We start from the raw sequence: 24172 nt of genomic DNA on the forward strand, positions 1-24172 counted from the left end.
AAGACTAGGCCTGACGAACCTGAGCGGTCGAAAGATCGAGCCCATCGGCCAGTTCCTTGTCGATCTGTTCGATCGACTTGCCCCTGGTCTCAAAGCCGATGAAATAATACACGATCCCGGCCATCAGGAACCAGCAACCGAGATAGATGAAGGCCGTCGGAATCTGGGTCAGCGGCACGTCGGGTTTGAGGTAGTTGTCGGAGCCGACGATCAGGGCCAGCCCGACCGGGCCGATGATCTTGCCGATGCCGCCAAAGCCATAGGCCGATCCCATGCCGGTGGTTCGCAGATGGGACGGCCAGACCTCGGCCGCGTAGGGCCCGACGATGGCAAAGCCGCCATCGGCGAAGAAGAAGGCCACGGTCAGGATCAGCCAGAACGCCGACAGGCCGAACAGCGTCGTATCGTAATTGTATCCGGCGACGATGGTCAGGATGCCGGCGCCAAGGCCAAGCAGCCCGCCGGCGGTGCGCCGCCCCAGCAGTTCCGAGAAATAGGAGAAGGAGAGGCGGCCGATGAAGCCGGAGACGCTGAGCAGGATCATCATCTTGGCGGCTTCCTGCGGTGTCACCTTCAACAGCAATACGAACAGCGACGGCGCCCAGAGCGTGATGCCGTAGACGCCGGTCTGGGCGCCGGCATTGCCGAGCCACGAAACCAGCAGGCTGCGCGGATATTTGAACAGATCGAACCAGCTCGACTTGATGATGGGGCCCGCATCGGCTGCGGTCGGCATCGGCAACGCCGACGGCTCCATCTGCAGGGCCCAGGCGAGCGACTTGCGCGCGTCCGCGTATCGGCCCTGGCGGCACAGCCATCGCGGTGACTCCGGAACCCAGAGACGCACGAGCAAGACGAGGAAGGCCGGCAACACGCCGATCGCAAACAGCAATCGCCATTCGCCGCTGCCGATCAGGGCGCCCATGACCGCGCCGAGGCCGACACCGAGCGGGATGACGCAGGTCACGAGGCCGCCGACCCAGCCGCGCTTGGAGGAGGGCATGAATTCCTGCACCAGCGGCAGGTCCACGCAATACAGGCCGCCGACGCCGGTTCCGACGAAGAAGCGCATGATCGCGAGATAGACCCAGCCGTTTTCCGGCGTGAAATAGAGCAGGCCGGTCGCGATCGAGAAATTCAGCACGGTCCCGATGAACACCACGCGGCGGCCGATGCGATCGGCGAGCCAGCCCCAGACATAGGCGCCGATGATGGCGCCGATGCCGGAACTCATCAGCACGGTAGCCGATTGGCCAAACGTAAGCTTCCAGGGGCCGATCAGGAAGGCGAGCACGAAGCCGATCAGGAAATAATCGAAGAATTCGAGCGCGTCGCCGATGATGGCGGCAGCAAGGATCTTGATCTGGTTGCCGGTCAGACTCGTCCGGCGGTCTAGTATTTCGAACATGGCGTTCCCCACGGCGCCTGTTCATTTTTATATCTCAGCGGGCGTCGCGCCTGCGCACCGCAAGTGTCGAAAGGCTATCTTGCTACCGGCGCGATCGGCAAGCCTGCACTGACGCGGGGCACATCTGCAGGCGAACGACGGGGATCTCTTACTGCTCTGCACAAAAACGATTGCGCAAGGCAGTTGAATCGGGTGCAACCACCCGGCAGGCAGTGCTCGTGTTGCTGTCAGCCGCTGACTGCTGCAGCGCACGCGCCCCATTGTTTAATGTTTTGCCGATAGCGTCTTCGCTTGAGCGACATCCGGGACCAAACGGGATGGAAGAGAAACGAAAACATCCGCGTACCGACACCGAAGAGCCGGCCTTTGTGTCGTCAGGCGGCTCGGTGATGCGCTGCGTGGTGCGGAATGTTTCGCTCGAGGGGGCGGCGATCGACGTCGAAAACCCAGCCTTCGTCCCGCAACGTTTCCGCCTGGTGATGGCGAACGACTCGTCGATCGTTCATGAGTGCCAGGTTGCCTGGATCCAGAAAAACCGGATCGGCCTGACCTTCATCGATTTGAAGTGAGCCGCGAGATAGGCGAGTGCGGCACACTACAAGGCCCAGACGCAAAATCGCGAAAACAACCCCATGCAAAGTAGAAACGGGGCCGACGGCGCGCATCGATGGCAATCAGGCCATTTATCGCTGCCTTACGGCGCTACTGGCGCCCCCAGCAACTCGATCCGCAGCTTGGCGTCCCGCACCACCTTGCCCCATTTGTCCATCTCCAACCTGATGCGGGCGCCGAACTCGTCCGGCGTATTCGCGAACGGCGTGAAGCCGAGCGCGGTGAGGCGTTCCTTCACATCGGGCTGGGAAACGGCCTTCGCGATCTCGCGATAGAGCAGGTCGACGATCTCTTTTGGGGTTCCCGCAGGTGCTACGATGCCGGTCAATGTGTCGGCGTCCTGATCCTTGATGCCCTGTTCGGCAAAGGTCGGTACGTCAGGCATGCCCGCCGCACGTTCCGATGCAGCAATGCCGAGCGCCCGGAGTTGACCGGCCTGCACCGCCGGGAGCGCAGGCGGCAGCGCGGTGAACGCGATCGGGGTGTGTCCGCCGACGGTGGCCTGGATCGCCGGCCCGGCGCCGGCAAACGGCACATGCACGAGATCGAGCTTGAACGCCAGCCGGAACAACTCGCCTCCGAGATGCGGCGTCGAGCCGACACCGGGACCGGCAAAGCTGTACTTGCCGGGATTGTCGCGAATGAGCTGGATCAACTCAGGCAACGTCTTGGCCGGTACCGACGGATTGACCACCACGACATTCGGCGAGACCGCGACCAGCGTTACCGGTGCAAAGTCCTTGACCGCGTCGTACGGCACCTTGGCGTAAAGGCTGGGGTTGACGACGAAGCCGGTCGAGATCGCCATGATGGTGTAGCCGTCGGCGGCGGCGTGCGCGACCTGGCCGGCTGCGGTATTACCGCCGGCGCCGCCGATATTCTCGACGACGAACTGATGACCGAGACTGTCGGAAAGCTTCTGCGCCACGATCCGCGCAATGGCATCGGTCGGCCCGCCGGCGGTAAACCCGACCACAATGCGGACCGGCTTGTTGGGATAGGCCTGGGCCGTTGCCGCCGCAACGCCGGAAAACAGCCACATGGCTGCGAGCACTACGCGTACGACCGCGGCCATGGCGACTTCCCCCAATATGTTTGTTGGCGCCATCTTCGGCGAGGGCGCCGCGCCGGACAAGGGGAAACCGCGCGGGCCGACCCTGGTTATTTCCGCAGCAGCGGCTTGAGCCGCTCCTCGAGTTCCTCGAACGACATCGCGCCCTGCAGCTTCACGCCGTTCAGGAAGAAGGTCGGCGTCGAGACGACGTTCAACTCTCGCAGGGCGTATTGCTGGTCAGCGGAGAGCTTGTCGAGCTGCGCCTGATCGCTTGCGCAAGCGTCGACGTCTTGCTCGCTCATCCCGTTCAGCTTGCCGACGAACAGCAGCGTTTCCTTCGTTTGCGTCACCAGGCGTTCTTGCAGCTTGAACAGGGTTTCGATTGCACCAAGATATCTTTCGGAATCACCCTTGCCGATGCACCGCGCCAGCATCGAGGCCGTCGCGGCCTTGATATCGAGCGGAAATTCGCGGAACACGAAACGTACCTTGCCCGTGTCGATATATCTGGACCGGAGCATGGGAAAGACGTTCTCGCCGAAGGCCGCGCAATGCGAGCAGCTCATCGAGGCGTATTCGGTGATGGTCACCGGCGCTTTGGCCGACCCGATCACGATGTCGGGCAGCGATACCGGCCTGGCGACAGCCGCGGCAATAGCGCTTTGCGCCCTGGCGGAGCCGGTGCAGGGCATGGCCGCGAAAGCGAGGAGAACGGCAAAAACGGTGCGGCGGCGAACGGTCAACGGCATGCTCCCGGAACGACATTGGCGGGTCGATGCGTCGATCAATCCCAGCAGAAATGGTTTACCTTCTTCGACGTGCGAAGGCAAAACCAGCGAGGCTGTCTACCGGTCCGGCGAGAAGGCCAGCACCAGGCCTTCGTGCAGCTTGGAGTTCTCACTACGGCCGAAATGCTTGGGCAGGTCTTCGTTTTCGAGGTTCGGCGCAAACGTCCTGAGCTTCGCGGCGACGCGTCGGGCTTCCCCGGGGTGGTTGGCCAGCGCGTACGCCGCGACAAGTCCCGCCCAGCTTCGCGGATAGTTGGGATTGATCGTGATCGAGCGCTCGAACATCGCAATCGCTTCGCGGTAATCGCCGACCTCGAGTTCCGCATTGCCCGCGAATTCGAGCCAGACCGGCATGATCGGGTCGCGCGGACTTAGCAGCATCGCATAGCGGACGTGTTCGAGCCCTTCGGAGACTTTCCCGGAGCGGATCAGGCTGTTGCCGATCTGTGCGTGAGCGCTGGCATCGCTGGGATCGATCTTGATCGCCCGTTCCAGATGTTCCAGCGCTTCCGGCAACGTCGGCAGCCGATTGAGTGCGAGGGCCAGATAGAAATGGGCCTGGCTCGACTCGGGATCGCGCACCAGAACCTGGCGCAGGATTTCTTCCGCCTTGCTGCGATGGCCACCCGGTTCGGTATCGAGAACCTGAGCGCCCATCCGGGCGTGATAGGCGCCGATGCCAAGCTGAGCGGAGAGGTTTTTCGGATCGCGCTCCAGCGCCTTGTTGAACAGTGCGAGCGCCTCCTTGTAACCTTCGAGATTGACCTGCGACAGCGCAGCCCAGCCGCGATAGGCGAGCGCATCGGCATCGAAATCATTCGACAGCTGCTGGCTTTCGATCGGAAGCACTTCAAACTGAAGCTCGCGCGCCAACCGACTGACGATTTCGTCCCGGACGCCCTGCCGGTCGGCCCCGCGGCGTTCGACACGGCCGCTCCACACCGACAGGCGGGTGGCCGGATTGATCAGTTCGACGTTGACCCGAAGATTGTCGTCCTGAAGCCGGACGCGGCCTTCCAGCACATATCTTACCTGCAGCTCGGTGCCGAGCCTGGCCACGTCGACGGCCTGACTCCGGTAGCTGCGCGCAGTCTGGCGCGAGATGACCCTGAACGAGGGAAGGCGCGACAGCGTATTGGTCAGATCGTCCGTGAACATGTCGGCGATCAACTGACCGGGCTCGTCGCTCCCGCCAGGGTTTGCGAACGGCAATACCACGATCGGGATAATGCCCTTCGGCAGTTGCGCCTCATGGGCGGCCGCCGGCGACCGCCAGGGGTCAGGTGGGGCGCCAAGCGCCGTGGGCGATGGAAACGAGGTCGACGGGCCGAGTCCCAAAATGGTGTGCAAGGGCTCCGAGGCGAAAGTTCCCGCGGCCACCAGAATTCCCGCCAACGCTAACGCCGCCACCGTCATCCCGTCGGGGCGCCGCGTCAGAAAATTCCGTCGTGGCGCGACGACAGGTGTTATGGCCGGAGCGATTGCAGCGCTATCAGGACGATCGCCGTTAAGCGGCAGGCCGGTGTCATGTTGAACGCCTTCCGACGGTCCCGGGATCGGAGCCGCGACATCGGCGCTCCGGAGAGTCTCCAGCATCGCCCGGGTTTCTCGTTCGGGGGCGACCCCGAGTTCACGCTGAAGCACACCTGCAAAATTACTGGCCCGCGACAACGCTTCGTTCTTGCCGCGATAGCGGGCGTACAAGGCGATCGCGAGGCGATGCCAATCCTCCCGCAGCGGATCGAGCGCAATCAACTGGTCGGTGGCCGCCAACGCCTGGTTCGGGTCAATCACCAGGTCCGGGCGCCGCACGAAGGTTTCGCAGAGTTGCGCGGCGGCGTGTTGCAGTCGTGTTCGCTGTCCGCTGATCCACTCTTCGAACGCTTCTTCCTCGAGAATGAAGCCGGAAAGAAAATCACCGGTGAACGACCGCGCCGCACGCGCGAGGTCTTCCGCGCTCTGCGAGCACGCAAACGATCCAAATTCCCGGGCATCGATCGACCACGACGGGGCGTCCAGCCGCACGATCTTGGTGTCGGTCATGAACACGCTCGACGGGAGTTCCTTGCGCAACAAAGCCAGTGCTTGCCGCAGGCTCTGCCGCGCTTGCTGATCGGAACAACCACCCCACAGCAAAGCCGCGAGCTCCTCACGGCTCGCCGCGTAGTCGCTGCTCATCCCGAGATAGGCCAGCAAAGCCCCGGTCTTTTTCGTCGGAAGCTGGATGGGCATGGATTCATCGTGCGGAGCGGCGACGCCAAACCGGCCGAGCAGACGCAGACGCATTACGGGCAATGTCATTGGTGACTTTGCATCAAAGGTGGCTTCGGAGCATCAAAGTTAGCTTCGGAGCTTCAAAGGTAACTTCGGAGCTTCAAAGGTAGCTGCGGATCGAAATGATGAATTATTTTTGGGCCGCTTCGCCGCTCTCCGCGAGCCGCCTGAAATGTTCGGCCTGATCCTACGAAGTGTATCTGCTGGAGCAAGCTTATATTTAACAGATGGTTAGTAATTTCACGTTTTTTTTGCGCTCCTGTAACGCCGCGTCAGCAGACTCGCTCCCGATTTTGAATTCAGCAGTTCATTTTGGGGAATGGGAACCATGGCAAATTCGGCAGCAATCATCGGCGCACCGACGGTCAGCGACGTCACCGAAGACACGAATTTACAGGTTTTGATCGCTGCCGGACTGATTTCCATCAGCGATGCCAACCCTGGCCAGGCCGCATTCAAGACGACGGTCATCTCCGCATCCGGCAATCTCGGCTCGTTAACGATCGCCGCAAACGGATCCTACAGCTACTCCGTCGCCGACAGCGCTGTGCAATATTTGGGAGCCGGCGACACCAAAATCGACACCTTCACGGTGACGTCACTCGACGGTACAACTAAAAAGGTAAGTTTTACGATCCACGGTGTTAACGATGCGGCGGTGATCGGCAACGCGACGGTGCACGACGTCACCGAAGATGCGACCAAGCCGAACCTGACCGCGACCGGTTCCATCTCGATTTCGGACGTCGATCAGAACCAGGCGTCGTTCAAGACAGCGGTAATTTCGTCTGCCGGCAATCTCGGAACCCTGACGCTCGCGACCAACGGGTCGTATAGCTATTCGGTCGCCGACAGCGCCGTGCAGTATCTCGGCGCCGGCGACACCAAAGTCGACACCTTCACGGTGACGGCGTTCGACGGCACAACCAAACAGATCAATTTTACGATCCACGGCGTCAACGACGCTGCCGTGATCGGCACGCCGACCGTGCACGATGTCACCGAAGACGCCACCAGTCCGTTTTTGACCGCGAACGGCATGATCTCGATCACGGATGCCGATCAGGGGCAGGCGGCGTTCAAGACCGCGGTGATTTCAGCGGCCGGCAATCTCGGAAACCTGACGATCGCGGCCAACGGATCGTACAGCTATTCGGTCGCCGACAGCGCCGTACAATATCTCGGCGCGGGCGACACCAAAGTCGACACCTTCACGGTGACGTCGCTGGATGGCACCACCAAGCAGGTGAGCTTCACGATTCACGGCGTCAATGATGCGGCCGTGATCGGCACCCCGACCGTGCACGACGTCACCGAGGACGCAACGCAGCCGTTGTTGTATGCGTTCGGAACGATCTCGATCTCGGACGCGGATCAGGGCCAGGCCGCGTTTCAGGCGGGGATCATCTCGGGCGCCGGTGCGCTGGGCACTCTGATTCTGCTGCCCAACGGGTCATACGCCTACTTCGTGTCGGATGCCGCGGTTCAGTATCTCGGCGGCAACGACATCAAGGTCGACACGTTCACGGTGACGGCACTCGACGGCACCACGAAGCAGATCAGCTTTACGATTCACGGCACCAACGACGTCGCCGTGATCGGCAATCCGACGGTGCACGACGTCACCGAGGATTCGAATCCGACCACGCTGACGGCGACCGGCTCGATTTCGATCTCCGATGCCGACCAGGGGCAGGCCGCGTTCCAGACCACCGTGGTTTCCGCCGCCGGCAATCTGGGAACACTGACGCTCGCTGTGAACGGCAGCTACAGCTACACGGTCGCCGACAGCGCCGTGCAGTATCTCGGCGCCAGCGATACCAAGACGGATACGTTCACCATCGCTTCCGTCGACGGCACAACCAAGCAGGTGACCTTCACGATCCATGGCGTCAACGACGCCGCCGTGATCGGCAATCCGACGGTCCACGACGTCACTGCCGATCCGAGCAAGGTGACACTGACGGCGACCGGTTCGATCTCGATCACCGATGTCGACCAGGGACAGGCGTCCTTCAAGACGTCGGTGATATCGGCATCGGGCAATCTCGGCCAGCTCACGCTCGCCAGCAATGGCACCTATTCCTATTCGGTGGCGGAAAGCGCCGCGGCGCAACTTGGCACCGGCGGCTCCAAGGTCGACACCTTTACGGTCACCTCATTCGACGGCACCACCAAACAGATTACCTTTACGGTCCATGGCGCAAGCGCGGTCAATCACCCGGCGACGATCGGCGATCCGACCGTCCACGATGTGACGGAGGATGCGTCCGTCAACAGCGCCGGAAACCTGACGGCCGTCGGTAGCATTTCGATTTCGGATCCCGACGCGGGGCAGGCCGCTTTCCAGACCTCGACGACGGCAGCCAGCGGAAATCTCGGCTCGCTCGTCCTCGCCAGCAACGGCAACTACACCTACACCGTCGCCAACAGTAACGTACAGTATCTCGGCGCGACCGATACCAAGGTCGATACCTTTACCATCTCGTCGGTGGACGGCACGACCAAGCAGGTCTCCTTCACCATTCACGGCGTCAACGATGCCGCCGTGATCGGCGATCCGCAGGTCCATGACGTGACCGAGGATGTCGCACCCGACGGCGCGGGCAATCTGACGGCGACCGGGACGCTGACCATCGCCGATCCCGACCAGAACCAGAATTCGTTCCTGACCACGGTAGGCAGCACGACCGGGAATCTCGGCAACCTGTCGATCACCAGCACCGGCGCCTACAGCTACGCGGTTGCCAACAGTGCCGTTCAGTATCTCGGCGCCAGCGATTCCAAGGTCGATACCTTCACGGTGACGGCGCTTGATGGCACCACCAAGCAGGTCTCCTTCACCATCCACGGCGCGAACGATGCCGCCGTGATCGGCGATCCACAGGTCCATGACGTGACCGAGGATGTCGCACCCGACGGCGCGGGCAATCTGACGGCGACGGGGACGCTGACCATCGCCGATCCCGACCAGAACCAGAATTCGTTCCTGACCACGGTCGGCAGCACGACCGGGAATCTCGGCAACCTGTCGATCACCAGCACCGGCGCTTACAGCTACGCCGTCGCCAACAGTGCCGTTCAGTATCTCGGCGCCAGCGATTCCAAGGTCGACACCTTCACGGTGACGTCGCTCGACGGCACCACCAAGCAGGTCTCCTTTACGATCCACGGTGCGAACGATGCCGCCGTGATCGGCGATCCGCAGGTCCATGACGTGACCGAGGATGTCGCACCCAACGGCGCGGGCAATCTGACGGCGACCGGGACGCTGACCATCGCCGATCCCGACCAGAACCAGAATTCGTTCCTGACCACGGTCGGCAGCACGACCGGGAATCTCGGCAGCCTGTCGATCACCAGCACCGGCGCCTACAGCTACACCGTCGCCAACAGTGCCGTGCAGTATCTCGGCGCCAGCGATACCAAGGTTGACACCTTTACCGTTACGTCCGTGGATGGCACCACCAAGCAGGTCAGTTTCAACATTCACGGCACGCAGGATGCCCCGACCTTGTCCGTCGGAACATCGGCGACCGGCGCGGACAACGCCAATATTTCGCTGGCCGTGACCGCTGGGCTGATCGACATCAGCAACGCGCTGACGATCGCCATCCAGAACGTTCCGTCGGGTTACACGTTGAACCACGGTACGCTATCGGACGACGGATCGACGTGGGTCCTGAGCAAGGCCGACCTCACCGGATTGGCCCTGCAGCCCGTCGGCGGCCTTGCCAAGCCCGGAAACTTCAGCCTCCACGTCGTTGCATCTTCGGGCGACGGCACCCACACCGCCTCGACCAGCGCGGACATCGCCGTCACCGTCACGGCAAATCCGAACGAGTTCAACGGCTTTGCACTGGATGGTTACGTTGCCGGCGCCACGGTGTTCGCCGACACCAACAATAACGGCATTCTCGATCCCGGCGAGGCGCACACGACCACCAATGCCGACGGCAGCTTTACGCTGAACGGAGGAAGCGGCCCGCTCGTGATGTTCGGCGGCACCGATATCTCCACCAATCTGACCTTTAATGGTGTCTTGAAGGCGCCCGCGGGATCGACCGTCGTCACGCCGCTGACGACGCTGATCGTGGCGATCACCACGGCCAATCCCACCGTTTCGACCGCGGATGCCGCAGGTCAGGTCTCGGCGGCATTCGGTCTCGATCCAACCAAGGACCTCACGACATTTGATCCGGTATCGGCAGCAGTTTCGGGCGGCAGTGACGCTGCCGTCGCAAGCGCCATCCTGTCGGCGGGAATCCAGGTTCAGAGCACCGTGGCTCAGGTTTCCGCTGTGGGAGGTTCTGCAAGCTCGGTCTTCACCGCGATCGCTAGCACCGTATCCACCAGTGCGAGCAGTTCCACCACCGTCGACCTCAGTGCGTCGTCCACGGTCCAGGACATCGTTTCGCATTCTAACGTCAGCGCAGACGCCGCTTCTGCCGTAACAGCGGTCGTGTCCGCCGCGAACGGCAGCATCCAGTCCGCGGGCACCGACGTGACGGCACTGGCGCAGGCCGCCGTGGTGGCCCAGGGCGCCGCGACAACGCAGCTGGCCAACACCGACTTCACAAAGCAGACGCAAATCGACGCGCTTCATCAAACTTACGTCACCGATCTCGGCGCGCAGGTCAGCAATGCGGTTGTCGGTGTCACCGGACTGGCCCTCGTCGGCACGCTCGGGGCCGACGTCCTGACCGGCACCGCCGGCAACGACGCCATCGACGGGTTGGACGGCAACGATACGATCAGCGGAGGCGCCGGCAACGATCAGCTCTATGGCAATCTCGGCAATGACACCCTGTCGGGTGGCGCCGGCGACGACCGCCTTGATGGCGGCCCAGGTTTCGACCGCGCAACCTACGCGGATGCTACGGGTGGCATCACCGTCGACCTTACGGCCGGAACGGCTTCCGGCCCCGGAGTCGGCAATGACACGCTGGTGTCGATCGAAGCCGTCAGCGGCAGCGATTTTGCCGATACCTACAGTGCCGTGGGCTTCACGGGCTCCACCGGGCTCCCTGGGCGTCCCGCGGGCTTCAACGAGTTCGAGGGCCGGGGCGGCGACGACGTTATCCATGGAACCGTCAATGCGTCCGGCGAAATCCTCACACGTATTTCCTATGTCAGCGCCGCGGCAGCCGTCACGGTGGACATCGCGGCCGGCACGGGACATGGCACCGCGGCAGGCGACGTCGCAGGGGTCGGCAACGACACCTTCGACCACGTCAACGCTATCGTCGGCTCGGCCTATGACGACACGCTGCTCGGCAGCAACAATCCGAACGGCACCTACGAGCAGTTCGACGGCCGCGCCGGCAACGATCTGATCGACGGCCGCGGCGGCTACGATTTCGCGGTCTACAACAACGACCCCAACACCACCTCGGGCATTACCGTTCATCTCGCGGCCGGCACCGTCACCGGCGACGCGACGATCGGCACCGATACGTTGCGTTCGGTCGAGGCCGTGCGCGGCACCAATTTCGCCGACGTCTACGATGCCACCGGATTCAGCGGCACCAGCACCAATGCGGGCTCCTCCGGCACCTTCAACAACTTTGACGGGGAGGGCGGCAACGACACCATCATTGGTAACGGCAATACGCGAATTCAGTATTCGCAGTCGCTGGCTGCCGTGACCGTTGACCTTGCCCTCGGCACCGCGCACGGTACGGCGGCAGGCGACATCGCCAACGTCGGCACCGATACCTTCACGGGCGTCAACGCCGTGATGGGCTCGATGTTCGACGACACCCTTCTGGGCAGCGCCGGCAACGACACCTTCCAGGGCCTCGCCGGAAACGACTATATCGACGGCCGCGGCGGCTTTGATACCGCCCAGTACAACAACCTCACTTATGTTACCGGCGCCATCAGCGTCGACATGGCGTCCGGCGTCGTGATCGGCGATCCCTCCAACGGCACCGATACCCTGCGCTCGATCGAAGGCATCCAGGGCACGTTCTTCAACGATACCTATGTGGCGACCGGTTATGGCCAGGCAGGTGCGCTCAACGTCGGCAACAACGGCACCTTCAACCAGTTCGAAGGTATGGGCGGCAACGATACCATCACCGGAAACGGCAATACCCGCCTCGGTTATTTCAACGCGACAGCGGGTGTGACCGTCAATATTGCGACCGGCATTGCAACCGGCGACACCTCGGTCGGGACCGACACGTTCACCGGCGTCAACAGCGTCACCGGTTCAGCCTTTAACGACACCATCATCGGTGACGGCAACAGCAACACCCTGACCGGCGGCGGCGGCAACGACACCATCGATGGCGGTGGCGGCGCCGATCTTGCCTTGTATACCGGCGCGAGGGGCGGCTACACGATTTCGTTCAACACACCGTCAGCCGGTCAGGTCCAGGTTCAGGACAACACGGCGAATCGCGACGGCACGGATACGCTGACCAACATCGAGGTGTTGCAATTCAGCGACCAGTCGGACCTGATCGCATCGGGCAGCTCCAGCAGCCCGATCGACCTTTCCGACAACCGGCTGTTCTTCGGCCCGACCGCCAACTCGTTCAACGTGCTGACCGGAACCAACAACGACTTCGTCAAGATCGGCTTCAGCCTTTCCGGCCACGTCATCAATCTGGGGGCGGGAACCGGCGATACCGTCATTCTCGGCCAGACCGGATTCTACAACCTCAACCTCGTAAACGTCGAAAATCTCGTCGGTAGCGCCGGCAACGATACCGCGAACTTCACGACCAATCTCAACGGGCTCAACGTCGATCTCGGCGCCGGCAATGACTTCGTCAATCTCGCCAACGGCGCCAACACGCTGAGCGTGACCAATGTCGAGAACATCAATGCGACCGACTTCTCCGGTACGGCGTCGAACGACACGCTGACGCTGTCCAACAATGTCAGTGGCCTCAGCGTGAACCTGGCGCAGGGCAACAACACGCTGAACCTGGCGGCCGGCTCCAACTCCTTCACCAACATCTTCAACGTTCAGCACGTCAACGGCACCGCCGGCGACGACACGCTGTCGGTGTCGAACGGATTCTTCGAACCCGGCAACAATCCGGTCGTCGATCTCGGCGCCGGCAACAACACCTTCAACTTCGGCATGCAGGGACTGACCCTGACCGCCCTGAATATCCAGCACCTGAACGGCAACGCGCTCGATAACTTCGTCAACTTCAACAACAACGTCAGCGGCATTGCGATCGATCTCGGCCTCGGCAACGACAACCTCAGCCTGGCCAACGGCGTCAATTCGCTCGGCGTGACCAACGTCGAAAATATCCAGTCGAGCGATTTCAGCGGACCCGCGTCCAACGACACGCTGACCCTGACCAACAATGTCAGCGGCCTGAGCGTCAATCTCCAGCAGGGCTTCAACACCTTGAACCTCGCTGCTGCCGGAAACAACCAGCTCGACAACCTCTTCAACGTCGATGTCGTCAACGGCAGCGCCGGCGACGACACCCTGACGATCGGAATGGGCATCTTTACGCCTAACAACGATCTCGTGATCGATCTCGGCGGCGGCAACAACACGCTGAATATCGCCGGCAACAACGCGAGCTTGAGCCTGCTCAACACCGCGCATCTCAACGGCAGTTCGCTGGACAACTTCATTTCCCTGAACAACGACGTCACCGGTCTTGCGGTCGACCTCGGTCTCGGCAACGACACCCTCAATCTGGCGAGCGGCACCAATTCCGTTAGCCTGTCGAACGTCGAGAACGTCAACACGGCGGACTATTTCGGCGGCCCCGCCGCGGCGTCTGATGACACGCTGACGCTGCTCAACGACGTCAGCGGCATCGCCATCAACCTGCAGCAGGGCAACAACACGCTCAATCTCGCGGCGGGAACCAATTCGCTGACCGCCTATAATGTGCAGACCATCAACGGCAGCGCATCGGCGGATTCGCTCACCCTGCAGAACTCGAATTACGGTGTGACGATCGATCTTGGCGCCGGCACCGATACGCTGACGCTGGCGGACGGCTCCAATAACGTGACCGTCAAGAACATCGAGAATGTGATCGGCGGCAACGGCAACGACAACATCAACATCGCGGATCTAACCGGAACGGTCACCGTCACCGGCGGCCTCGGCAATGACTTCATCAGTCTGGGCGGGTCGCAGGACAATATCCGGTTTACCAAGGTGGCAGACTCGGCGGCCGGCGGGGGCGCGGACACCGTCGCGAACTTCGATGTCGCGAACGACGCCTTCGTGTTCGACCATGTTGGCGGGCTTGCCAGCGGAATTCATTTCGTCAGCAGCGGCATTCTGGACGGAACGTTGGCCAACCCGCAATCCGAAGCCATCCTGAACGGAAATCTGCTGCAGATCGACGTCAATGGCGACGGACAGATCAGCGCCGGCGACATGGAAGTCTTTATCAATGGCATCAACGGCACGTTGACCGATGCCAACTTCGTCACCATCGGCGTCGATCATCGCCCGACGGATATCCAGCTCTCGGCGGCGACAGTGGCGGAAAACAGCAGCAACGGCCTGGTGGTGGGTACGCTGACGGCAACCGACCCGGATGCCGGCGATACCGCGACCTTCAGCCTGACCGACAGCGCCGGCGGCCGCTTTGCGATCAGCGGCGGCAACCTCGTCGTCAATGGTCCGATCGACTATGAGACCACCCAATCGCTGCAGGTGACGGTCCGCGTGACCGACTCCGGCGGATTGAGCTACGACAAGAACTTCACGATCGGCGTCATCGACGTCAACGAAGCGCCGACGGCCGTGGTGCTGTCGAACCAGGTCACTTCAACCGCGGAAAACGGCGGCGACGTCAAGGTCGCCGATATCGCCGTCACCGACGATGCGCTCGGCACCAACACGCTGTCGCTGTCCGGAGCCGATGCGAGCTCGTTCTCGATCGTGGCCGGCGCCGGCGGACCGGAGCTGCACTTCATTGGTTCGGCCAACTTCGAGGCGAAAGCCTCTTACGACGTCACCGTTAACGCCAACGACGTTACCGCCAGCAACCATGTTGCGCCGGACGCTTCGCAGAGCTTCCATCTCACCATCACCGACGTCAACGAGGCGCCGACGATCACCTCGGGCACGACCGCGAGCATAGCGGAGAATGCGCCGACCAGCACCGTTGTGTATCAGGCCGTCGCCGTCGACCCGGATACGACAGCGCCGAACAACACCATTACCTGGAGTCTGACTGGAGCCGATGCAGCAGCCTTCAGCATCGACGCCGGCGGCAATGTCACCTTGAACAGCCCGGCGAACTTCGAGGCCAAGAACTCCTACAGCATCAATGTCGTCGCAACCGGCGGAGCTCTGTTCGACAGCAAGGCCGTGACCGTCGGCATCATCGACGTCAACGAGGCGCCGACGGCCGTTGCGCTCAACAACCAGGTGACTGCTACGGCGGAGAACGGCGGCGACGTCAAGGTCGCCGACATCGCCGTCACCGACGATGCGCTCGGCACCAACGTGCTGTCGCTGTCCGGAGCCGACGCGGCCTCGTTCTCGATCGTGGCCGGCGCCGGTGGCAACGAGCTACATTTCAACGGCGGCGCGAATTTCGAGGCCAAGACGTCCTACGACGTGACGGTCAACGTCAACGACGCCACCGCCAGCAATCACGTCGCACCCGACGCGTCGCAGAACTTCCATCTCGCCATTACCAACGTCAACGAGGCCCCGACCGACATCTCGCTGTCCAGCAATACGATCGGGCAAAGCACTGTCAACGGGACCGTCGTCGGCATCCTGTCGGCCGTCGATCCCGACGCCGGCGATACGGCGACGTTCTCGCTGGTCAACAACGCCGGCGGCCAGTTCACGGTCAGCGGCAACAATCTCGTGGTAGCGGGATCGCTGACGGCCGGAGCGCAGCAGATTGTCGTGCGCGACACCGACTCCGGCGGCTTGACCTTCGACAAGACCCTTACGATCAACGTGAGCAGCGGTGCGACGATCGTCGGCGACGCGACCAACAACACACTGGTCGGCACTGCGGGCGACGACCTTATCCAGGGCCTCGCCGGTAACGACCGGCTTCAGGGTCTGGCCGGCAACGACACGCTCGACGGCGGTATCGGGTTCGATCGGGCCATTTATACGGATGCGACTGCCGGCATTTCCTTCAATCTGGCGTCCGGCACGGTCAACGGTACCGCTGCCGGCGTCGGCACCGACACCCTGATCGGGATCGAAGGCATTGTGGGCAGCGATTTCGCAGACACATTCAATGCCACCGGATTTACCGGCGATACCGGCGTTGCCGGAACCAACGTCGGCTTCAACGAGTTCGAGGGCAGGGGCGGGAACGATACGATCACGGGGGCCTTCAACAGCCAGGGCGCTCCGTTGACACGGATTTCCTATGTCAGTGCGACCGGGAGCGTCACGGTCGACCTTCAGGCGCACACGGCAACCGGCGACGCATCGGTCGGAACAGACACGCTTGTGGGCTCGGGATTTGCGGGTGTGGTGGGATCTGCAGGTGCCGACACGTTGCTTGGCAGCAACAATCCATCCGGTACCGTTGAGGTGTTCGAGGGCCGGGGTGGCAATGATACGATCAACGGCAGGGGCGGCTTCGACCGGGCGGATTACGCTCTTGATCCGACAACGACGTCGGGCATCACCGTGAACCTGGCGGCCGGGCAAGTGGTTGGTGATGCCACGGTCGGCACCGATACCCTTCTTTCGATCGAATCCGTGCGTGGTACCAATTTCGCCGATAGCTACAACGCGATCGGTTTTTCGGGAACCAGCACCAATGCTGGCTCCAACGGTACCTTCAACGAATTCAACGGCATGGGTGGCAACGACACCATTGTCGGCAACGGCAATACCCGAATTTCCTACATCAATGCGACCGGCGCGGTCACCGTCGACATGCAGACCGGCTCCACGCCCGGCACCGGTACTGCCACGGGCGACGCCTCGACCGGCACCGATAGCTTCAGCGGCGTCAATGCCGTCCAGGGGTCGATGTTCGACGACACAATACGCGGCAGCAACAACGCCACTGGTACTGAAACTTTCTATGGCGGGGCCGGTAACGACTTCATCGATGGTCGCGGCGGCTTCGATCTTGCGACCTACAACAATATCTATTTTTCCACCGGACCCGTGACCGTGAATATGGGCGCGGGTACCGCAACCGGTGATGCATCGATCGGCTCCGACACGCTGCGCTCGATCGAGGCGGTCCAGGGCACCAACTTCAACGACGTGTACAATGCCAGCACGTTCGGCACTGCCGGCGCGCTCAATATCGGCAACAACGGTACCTTCAACCAGTTTGAAGGTCTCGGCGGTAACGACACCATCACCGGCAACGGCAACACCCGCGTCATTTACTCCAGCGCGACCGGAGGCGTGACCATCAACATGCAGGCCGGGACAGCCACAGGCGACGCCTCGGTCGGGACCGATAGCTTTACCGGTGTCAACAGCGCCACCGGGTCGTCATTTGCGGATACCTACAACGCCGCCGGTTTCGTCGGCGGGGTCGGTGCCAACAACACCGGCAATTTCAACCTGTTCGAAGGTCTCGCCGGCAACGACACCATCACCGGCAACGGCAATACGCGCATTGCGTATACGCAGGCCACTGCCGCCGTCACGGTCAACCTGGCCACCGGTACGGCCAGCGGTGACACCTCGGTCGGCACCGATACCATCACCGGCGGCGTCAACAGCGTTCAGGGATCGAATTTCAACGACACCCTGATCGGCGGTGCGGGCAACGAACAGTTCTTCGGCGGAGGCGGCAACGACAACATCAGCACCGGTGGCGGCAACGACCAGATTACCGGTCAGGCCGGCAACGACACCATCGATGGTGGCACCGGTACCGACATAGCGTTCTACACCGGTCCAATGTCCGCCTACACCATCACGACGCCAGGGGCAGGGCAGACCCAGGTCGCGGACTCCGTATCCACGCGAGATGGAACCGACGTCCTCACCAACGTCGAGGTCTTGCAGTTCAGCGACGCGGCAATGCTGTTGTCTTCGGGAAGTTCGGGAAGTCCGATCGATATCTCGGCCTTCAACCTGAACTTCAACACCCCGTTGACCGGAACCGGCAACGACGACTTCCTGACGGTCGGAGGTAACATATTCGGTCACCAGATCGATCTGGGGGCAGGGAACGACACCGTCATCCTCGCCAACGCCGGCGGCTATACGCTGAACCTGCTTCACGTCGAGAACCTGATCGGCAGCAGCGGCGACGATTTCGTCAGCCTCGTCAACGATGCGGCGGGCCTGGTCGTCGATCTCGGCGCCGGCACCAACGACAACCTCAACCTCGCCAATGGTACAAACACGCTGAGCGTAACCAACGTCGAGAATATCAACTCGTACGACTTCTCGGGAGTGGCATCGAACGACACGCTGAATCTTTCCAATGACGTCAGCGGCGTTACCGTAAACCTGCAGCAGGGCGACAACACGCTCAATCTGGCGGCAGGCAGCAATTCGTTCACGAGCATCTTCAATGTTCAGCACATCAACGGCACGGCGCTCGATGACACCTTGACGATAACAAACGGGCTCTTCGAGCCCGGCAATAATCCGACGGTCGATCTTGGCGCCGGAAACAACACGCTCAACATCGGCTCAGGAGCCTTTACGCTTCTGAACGTCCAACACCTCAACGGCGACGGGTCGGACAATTTCATAACGTTCAACAACGACGTCAACGGCGTTGCCGTCGATCTGGGTGGTGGCAACGACCAACTCAATCTCGCCACCGGCACAAATTCGCTGAGCGTCGCCAATGTCGAAAATGTCAGTTCGGCCGACTGGACCGGGGCAGCTTCCAACGACACGCTGACCTTGCGCAACAATGTCACCGGCGGGCTGACCGTCAATCTTCAGCAGGGGTCGAATACGCTCTACCTCGCCGCCGGCAGCAACACGTTCGACAATCTCTTCAACATCGATCACGTCAACGGCACGTCGTCGGACGACACCTTGACGATCCAGGGCAACGGTACCGGTGCTGCGATCGACCTCGGCGACGGCAACGATACGCTGAACCTGAATGGAGGGTCGTTCGGCGTTACGGTCGCCAACGTCGAAACGATCAATGGCAGTGCCAATTTCGACAACATCACGATCAGCAACGCTGTTACGGGCAGCACGACCATCACGGCGGGCGCCGGCGCCGACAACATCACCGCCAGTGCCGGGCAGGACAACTTCCGCTTCGCCAGCGTGGCGGATTCCACCATCAACGGCCAGGCCGACACGATCACGAACTTCGACGCCGGCCATGACACGTTCACCTTCTCAGGTATCACGGTCGCCAATGGCCAGATCGACTATGTCGGAGCGGGGAGTTTCGAAGGCGCGGGTCACGCGTCGGCGGTCCTGCAGAATGTCGGTCCGGGCAACGACGTGCTGAATATCGATATCAACGGCGATGGCGTGATGACTTCAGCCGATATGGTCGTCAACCTGACGAACCTTACGGGAACGCTGCACAATTCCAACTTCCTGCTGGCGTAAGCAGGCCGATACCAGGAGAGGCGCGCCCACCCAGGGCGCGTCTCTCAGGGGTCTGCGACGCGAGGAGCGGCCCCTAGTGCGCCCGCGATCGTTGCCTCATTGCCGCATTTTCCAGAATCGTCGTGCCGTCTTGCCCGTGGAGAAACTCACCGACAAAGGCCCGACCGATATCGTCCTGATCAATCGTTCCAAACGATCCAGGAACGAAACGCCCCAGCACAGCAAGATAGCCTGGGGTGTGCGCGTTACCCGCGATGATGCCGGGACGAAAAATTGCTAAACGTTTGAATCCGAGACTCCGCACCGCGTCTTCTTTTTCGCCCATGATGCGGGCATAGCGAATCCAGCTCTTGGCATTACTTCCGACCGCAGAAAGAAGTCCAAATCGTTCGATTCCCGCCGCCAGGCAACCACGCGCAAACGCACCGACCATGCCGATTTCCAGCTTCTTTATATCCTCTTCGCTCCATTGCTGACTCCCTTTACCGATGCCGATACAAGATGCGGCATACAAAGGGTCACCCTGCGCGCCGCAGGTCCTGGCAAGTGCGGTGATCTCACTGGCAAAATTTTCCGCACTGGTATCCATGACCACCTGGCGCAGACGCGCATCGGCAGCAAGAGGAATCGTGCGACGATTGACCATCACCACTTCCGTGCACGAGCTGGCAGCGAGCAAGGCCCGCACCAGTCCCGACCCAACTTGACCCGTGCCACCGACGACCAAAACGCGAAAACCCATGCTCTACCTTTCAACACTGGCGGCCAACCATGCAGGGGTTGCCAAGTCCAACACGTTCAAAGGTCCGTGTCGTGCATCTGGGAGAATGCACTCTGAACGAAGCGACGAAGAGGGCCGTCCAGTCCGCCATCAGGACCGGGCGCTTCTCCAGCTTCTCGCCCCGCACAACAGGTGGCCGGCATGAGGGAGGCCAGCAGCTAAATCAGCCCTGCCGCTTCGACGATGCGAATGATGCTGAAGGTGAGAACTTGGCAGGCTAACAGGAAGATCGCGAAATCAATCCACATCTCATTCCTCCGCGCACCGGTTTGTTGAAGGCAAAGAGATTGACGAGATTCTGGTTAATCAAAGGTTAATCGCGGCCGCTCGATATCGTCGAACTGGATCGAGGCATCATCGGTCTGGATCATGGCGCGGTATGCTGCTTATCCGCTTTTCGTACACGTCCCGGCGGCCGCGGCCCGTTCACGTCAAGGGAGGCCGCTGCCGAAGACGCTGGTTGTCTGCCCGCCGCAACCGGTCCGAGCATTCGCTCGCAACCCATCCCCCTCAATCGATGACGGACGCGAGTTGTCAGGGGTAGGAGTGTGGGTAAAAACCGCGTTTCCACGGAAAATAAGGACAATTGGGCGCTTATGGCGGGCCACGACCGACGATAATGAGAACTATGTCTACGCTATAGCCCTATGATTGCCTTCGATGGGGAAGACGCAGTGCCAGATCGCCACGGCGGCCGATTGAAAGCGGAGGGCATTGTGCGTTAGAATTTGGATTACCCTGTACGAGCAACTACGAGCAACGCCATGGATCGTTCCAGCCTTTATCGGGTCAGCAGCACGGCGCCACAAATCATGTCGCTATTGGCTCTGGTGATTTGCGCGGTGGCCTGGGCCGGGATCGTACGTGATCCTCCGGGAGATGAGGGGCCCATGGCCCATATTTACCAACTCATCATGGTGGGACAAATCCCCTTAATGGTGTTTTTCCTTGTTATGGTGGCCCGTCGAGGACATCGGAAAAATCTTCCCGTGTTTGGATTGCAGATCGCACTCTGGATTTCTGCTTTGGCTGCTGTACCCATACTCGGCCTGTAGCGCAATTGACGGAGCGTGCGCGGCGGAGCGCGGATCCCATATCGTGCTCTAACTCGACGGTGGCGAGTGTCATGACCTTCCGGCGATCACGACCTTCAGCGCGATAGTCCTTCCATCGGAAGGTTACGCCGTTGCGGTCGCAGGCAATCAGCCTGCTGTTGGCGATGGCGACGCGGTGGGTATAGCGCGACAGATAGGCCAGCACGGCCTGTGGGCCGCCGAACGGACGCTTGGCATAGACCACCCATTTGGCTTGGCGCAGCGGAGCCAGATGACCCGCGAACGCCTGTGGGTCGGCGAGAGCGGCGTGAGCGCCGAAGAACTGGAGACGACCGGCCTCGTGTGCGGCGAGGAGCTTCTCCAGAAATAGCCGGCGGAACAGTCGCGAGAGCGACAGTCGCGAGAGCACACGCACCGGGAGGAAGAAGCCGGGGCGGCACGTCACCCAGCGCTCGCCGTCGAGCGAGATGCCGCCGCCCGGCACGATCATGTGCACGTGCGGATGATGGGTCATGGCGGAGCCCCAGGTATGGAGGACCGAGGTGATGCCGACGCGGGCGCCGAGGTGCTTGGGGTCGGCGGCGATGGTGCTCAGGGTCTCGGCCGAGGTCTTGAACAGGAGGTCGTAGACGACCGCCTTGTTGTGATAGGCGATGTCGGCGACGGCCGCTGGCAGCGTAAATACGACATGATAGTACGGCACCGGCAGCAGATCGGCTTCGCGCGCGGCCAGCCATTCCTTTGCCGCCGCGCCCTGGCACTTCGGGCAATGCCGATTGCGGCAACTATTGTATGAGATCTGGCTGTAGGCGCACTCCTCACAGAGCGCGACATGGCCGCCGAGGGCTGCCGTGCGGCAGCTCTCGATCGCCGACATCACCTTCAATTGGCCCAGGCTGACATGGCCGGCATTGGCCCGGCGCCATGCCGGGCCGTGGCCGCGGAAGATATCCGCGACCTCCAGCGATGGACGCGACACGAGGAGCCCGCGTCAGGTCGGCGGCTCGGCCTGTGTCAGCGTGATGCGGTCGAGCGGGCTCATGACTTGCTGGATCGTCTTTGTGGCGACGCGGGTATAGAGCGCCGTGGTGTCGAGCTTGGCATGGCCGAGTAGGACCTGGATCACCCGGATATCGATGTTCTGCTCGAGCAAGTGAGTGGCGAAGCTGTGCCGCAAGGTATGGAGCGATACGCGCTTGTCGATCTCGGCTCTATCGGCGGCGGCATGGCATGCGCGGTTGAGTTGGCGCATCGTCAGTGGGTTCAGCCGGTTCTGTCCCGGAAACAGCCAGCCTTGTGGCCGCGCCAGCTTCCACCAGGCCCGCAGCAGAGCGAGCAGATGCGGGGACAGCATGACATAGCGATCCTTGCGGCCTTTGCCTTGCTCGACCCGGATCACCATGCGCTGGCTGTCGATGTCGGATACCTTCAGTGCCACCACTTCAGAGCACGTAATCCTGCTCCGTAAGCCACGCTCAACGCCGTCTTGTATTTGAGCGATGGTGCCGCATCGAGCAGGCGCGCCACTTCCTCCGGACTCAGCACCACCGGCAGCTTGCTGGGTTCATGGACGAATGCCGTGCGCTCCACGATATCCGGCCGCCCGAGCGTGACCTTGAAGAAAAACCGCAAGCCACGAAGCTTACTGTCGATTGCCAGATTGTCATCCGCAGATTCCTGATCCACGTCCTGCCGCAAGGATTCCACCGCATTCGCCACTACGGCCTGCTTGCCAGCGGAACCCGCGCCGACAACATCGTTCAAGCGCGCCGCATGCTCGACGTGACGGCGGCACAGCCCGAGGCTGGCGATACCAGCTGCCCCGAGGCCACCGAACCCAAGCCGAACCCGTGTCCGTGCTGCGGCGGTCGCATGATCGTCATCGAGAGGTTCCAGCGCGGCGCCTCGCCGCGTTACCGGCCGGCGGCATCCCCAATCGTGATCAGGATCGACACATCATGATCAGATCAGATTCGCGGCCACACCCCATCGCGGCCCTGCTGCTTCGCCGGCTCTTGGCTGGCAATGATCATGCTTGCCCTCGCGTCGCTCTCGATAGCCGTCGTCCGCTGCGCGACGCCGATTCTGCCTATCGCAATCGGCCGACCGCGTTCGTCGCCCCCTCAATCGCTTCCCAAACAATGGGCGAGCGGGCAGCTTTCACTTGATCCTGCGGCGGGCACGGTGGGGCCGGCGTACGCAAACCTCCAATGGTGTCCGCTCCTGAGGGCAGAACAGACTTCTCCGCTACCACGCGCGACTTCCGAGTTTGTGAAGGTTTGCGGAAGCGTCGAGATGGTCTGGTTGAGAGTAGGAACACCGGCGCCGCTCCCCGCCAAATGGAGCTGGTAGCGACGGAGGTCTTCGAAGTTCGCCGTATCGGGCGAGCGGCCGAGATAGGCGGCGAAGTTCTTGACCCTTTGAAGGTAGTCATGTTGGGTCTTCGGCGCGAACTTCCGGATCGTCATGTCTTCGATCATGCGCCGGCGTAACGGGCTCATTGCCTGGTCGGTCATGGGGAGGCTCCCGTCTGGAGTGAGGGTTGCAACTCCTCATCTTCAGACAGGACGCGCCTCTTATCTCTCCCCACCCCGCGCGGTTGGCTGCGGAGCGCTACCGCGCGAGCGGTTTAGACCGTATGTCCCTTTCCATGTGAAGGCGACTCGCCCTCGATGTGATGACGAGGGTTGCCCGGATAGGCC

8 protein-coding genes and 3 pseudogenes are annotated in these 24172 nt (G+C 61.8%); 3 read left to right on the top strand and 8 right to left on the bottom strand.

The window, feature by feature from the left end; all coding sequences use genetic code 11:
- Positions 1–4: 4 nt before the first annotated feature.
- A complete protein-coding gene (locus BLR13_RS37060; protein ID WP_074829821.1) occupies positions 5–1408 on the bottom strand; it encodes an MFS transporter in 1404 nt (467 codons plus the stop codon).
- A gap of 170 nt (positions 1409–1578) precedes the next feature.
- Here BLR13_RS37060 and BLR13_RS42100 point away from each other — a divergent pair, with 170 nt between their 5' ends.
- Positions 1579–1977, top strand: coding sequence for a PilZ domain-containing protein (locus BLR13_RS42100; RefSeq protein WP_244525014.1), 399 nt, complete (start codon positions 1579–1581; stop codon positions 1975–1977).
- Between the two features lie 125 nt (positions 1978–2102).
- Here the strand turns inward: BLR13_RS42100 and BLR13_RS37070 are convergent, their stop codons facing one another.
- The 3 genes from BLR13_RS37070 to BLR13_RS37080 form a co-directional block, all read right to left on the bottom strand.
- Positions 2103–3095, bottom strand: a complete 993-nt coding sequence (locus BLR13_RS37070; protein ID WP_157793761.1) for a Bug family tripartite tricarboxylate transporter substrate binding protein — start codon at positions 3093–3095, stop codon at positions 2103–2105.
- Positions 3096–3181: 86 nt separating this feature from the next.
- Positions 3182–3823 (bottom strand): DsbA family protein, encoded by a 642-nt coding sequence (locus tag BLR13_RS37075; RefSeq protein ID WP_074829814.1) that lies wholly within the window; start codon positions 3821–3823, stop codon positions 3182–3184.
- 96 nt (positions 3824–3919) lie between these two features.
- The gene (locus BLR13_RS37080; RefSeq protein ID WP_171945017.1) at positions 3920–6094 is read right to left on the bottom strand and encodes a BTAD domain-containing putative transcriptional regulator; all 2175 of its coding nucleotides are present in this window, start codon (positions 6092–6094) and stop codon (positions 3920–3922) included.
- Between the two features lie 370 nt (positions 6095–6464).
- Here BLR13_RS37080 and BLR13_RS42355 point away from each other — a divergent pair, with 370 nt between their 5' ends.
- On the top strand, positions 6465–19634 hold the full coding sequence (locus tag BLR13_RS42355) for a VCBS domain-containing protein (protein WP_074829809.1): 13170 nt from the start codon (positions 6465–6467) through the stop codon (positions 19632–19634).
- 73 nt (positions 19635–19707) lie between these two features.
- On the opposite strand, the gene BLR13_RS37090 is transcribed toward BLR13_RS42355, so the two are convergent.
- The 3 genes and pseudogenes from BLR13_RS37090 to BLR13_RS37100 form a co-directional block, all read right to left on the bottom strand.
- Positions 19708–20376 (bottom strand): NAD-dependent epimerase/dehydratase family protein, encoded by a 669-nt coding sequence (locus tag BLR13_RS37090; RefSeq protein ID WP_074829807.1) that lies wholly within the window; start codon positions 20374–20376, stop codon positions 19708–19710.
- A gap of 1146 nt (positions 20377–21522) precedes the next feature.
- Positions 21523–22449 (bottom strand): annotated as a pseudogene (locus tag BLR13_RS37095) (IS91 family transposase); the annotation flags it as partial.
- A 12-nt stretch (positions 22450–22461) separates the two neighbouring features.
- Positions 22462–23156: pseudogene (locus BLR13_RS37100) on the bottom strand (tyrosine-type recombinase/integrase).
- On the opposite strand from BLR13_RS37100, the pseudogene BLR13_RS42120 reads away from it, so the two are divergent.
- Positions 23136–23432, top strand: a pseudogene (locus BLR13_RS42120) (transposase); the annotation flags it as partial. The pseudogenes BLR13_RS37100 and BLR13_RS42120 overlap by 21 nt on opposite strands.
- Positions 23433–23593: 161 nt before the next feature.
- Here BLR13_RS42120 and BLR13_RS42125 read toward each other — a convergent pair.
- Positions 23594–23986 carry a phage integrase N-terminal SAM-like domain-containing protein gene (locus BLR13_RS42125; protein ID WP_083387670.1) on the bottom strand — a complete coding sequence of 131 codons (393 nt, stop codon included), beginning with the start codon at positions 23984–23986 and terminating at the stop codon, positions 23594–23596.
- Positions 23987–24172: the final 186 nt, after the last annotated feature.

Source organism: Bradyrhizobium ottawaense (assembly GCF_900099825.1).
GTDB lineage: Bacteria > Pseudomonadota > Alphaproteobacteria > Rhizobiales > Xanthobacteraceae > Bradyrhizobium > Bradyrhizobium ottawaense_A.

Excerpts from the sequence above, each read along its gene's own strand:
- BLR13_RS37060 (WP_074829821.1), bottom strand. The coding sequence starts at position 1,408 with ATGTTCGAAATACTAGACCGCCGGACGAGTCTGACCGGCAACCAGATC.
- BLR13_RS37070 (WP_157793761.1), bottom strand. The coding sequence starts at position 3,095 with ATGGCCGCGGTCGTACGCGTAGTGCTCGCAGCCATGTGGCTGTTTTCC.
- BLR13_RS37075 (WP_074829814.1), bottom strand. The coding sequence starts at position 3,823 with ATGCCGTTGACCGTTCGCCGCCGCACCGTTTTTGCCGTTCTCCTCGCT.
- BLR13_RS37080 (WP_171945017.1), bottom strand. The coding sequence starts at position 6,094 with ATGCCCATCCAGCTTCCGACGAAAAAGACCGGGGCTTTGCTGGCCTAT.
- BLR13_RS42355 (WP_074829809.1), top strand. The coding sequence starts at position 6,465 with ATGGCAAATTCGGCAGCAATCATCGGCGCACCGACGGTCAGCGACGTC.
- BLR13_RS37090 (WP_074829807.1), bottom strand. The coding sequence starts at position 20,376 with ATGGGTTTTCGCGTTTTGGTCGTCGGTGGCACGGGTCAAGTTGGGTCG.
- BLR13_RS42125 (WP_083387670.1), bottom strand. The coding sequence starts at position 23,986 with ATGACCGACCAGGCAATGAGCCCGTTACGCCGGCGCATGATCGAAGAC.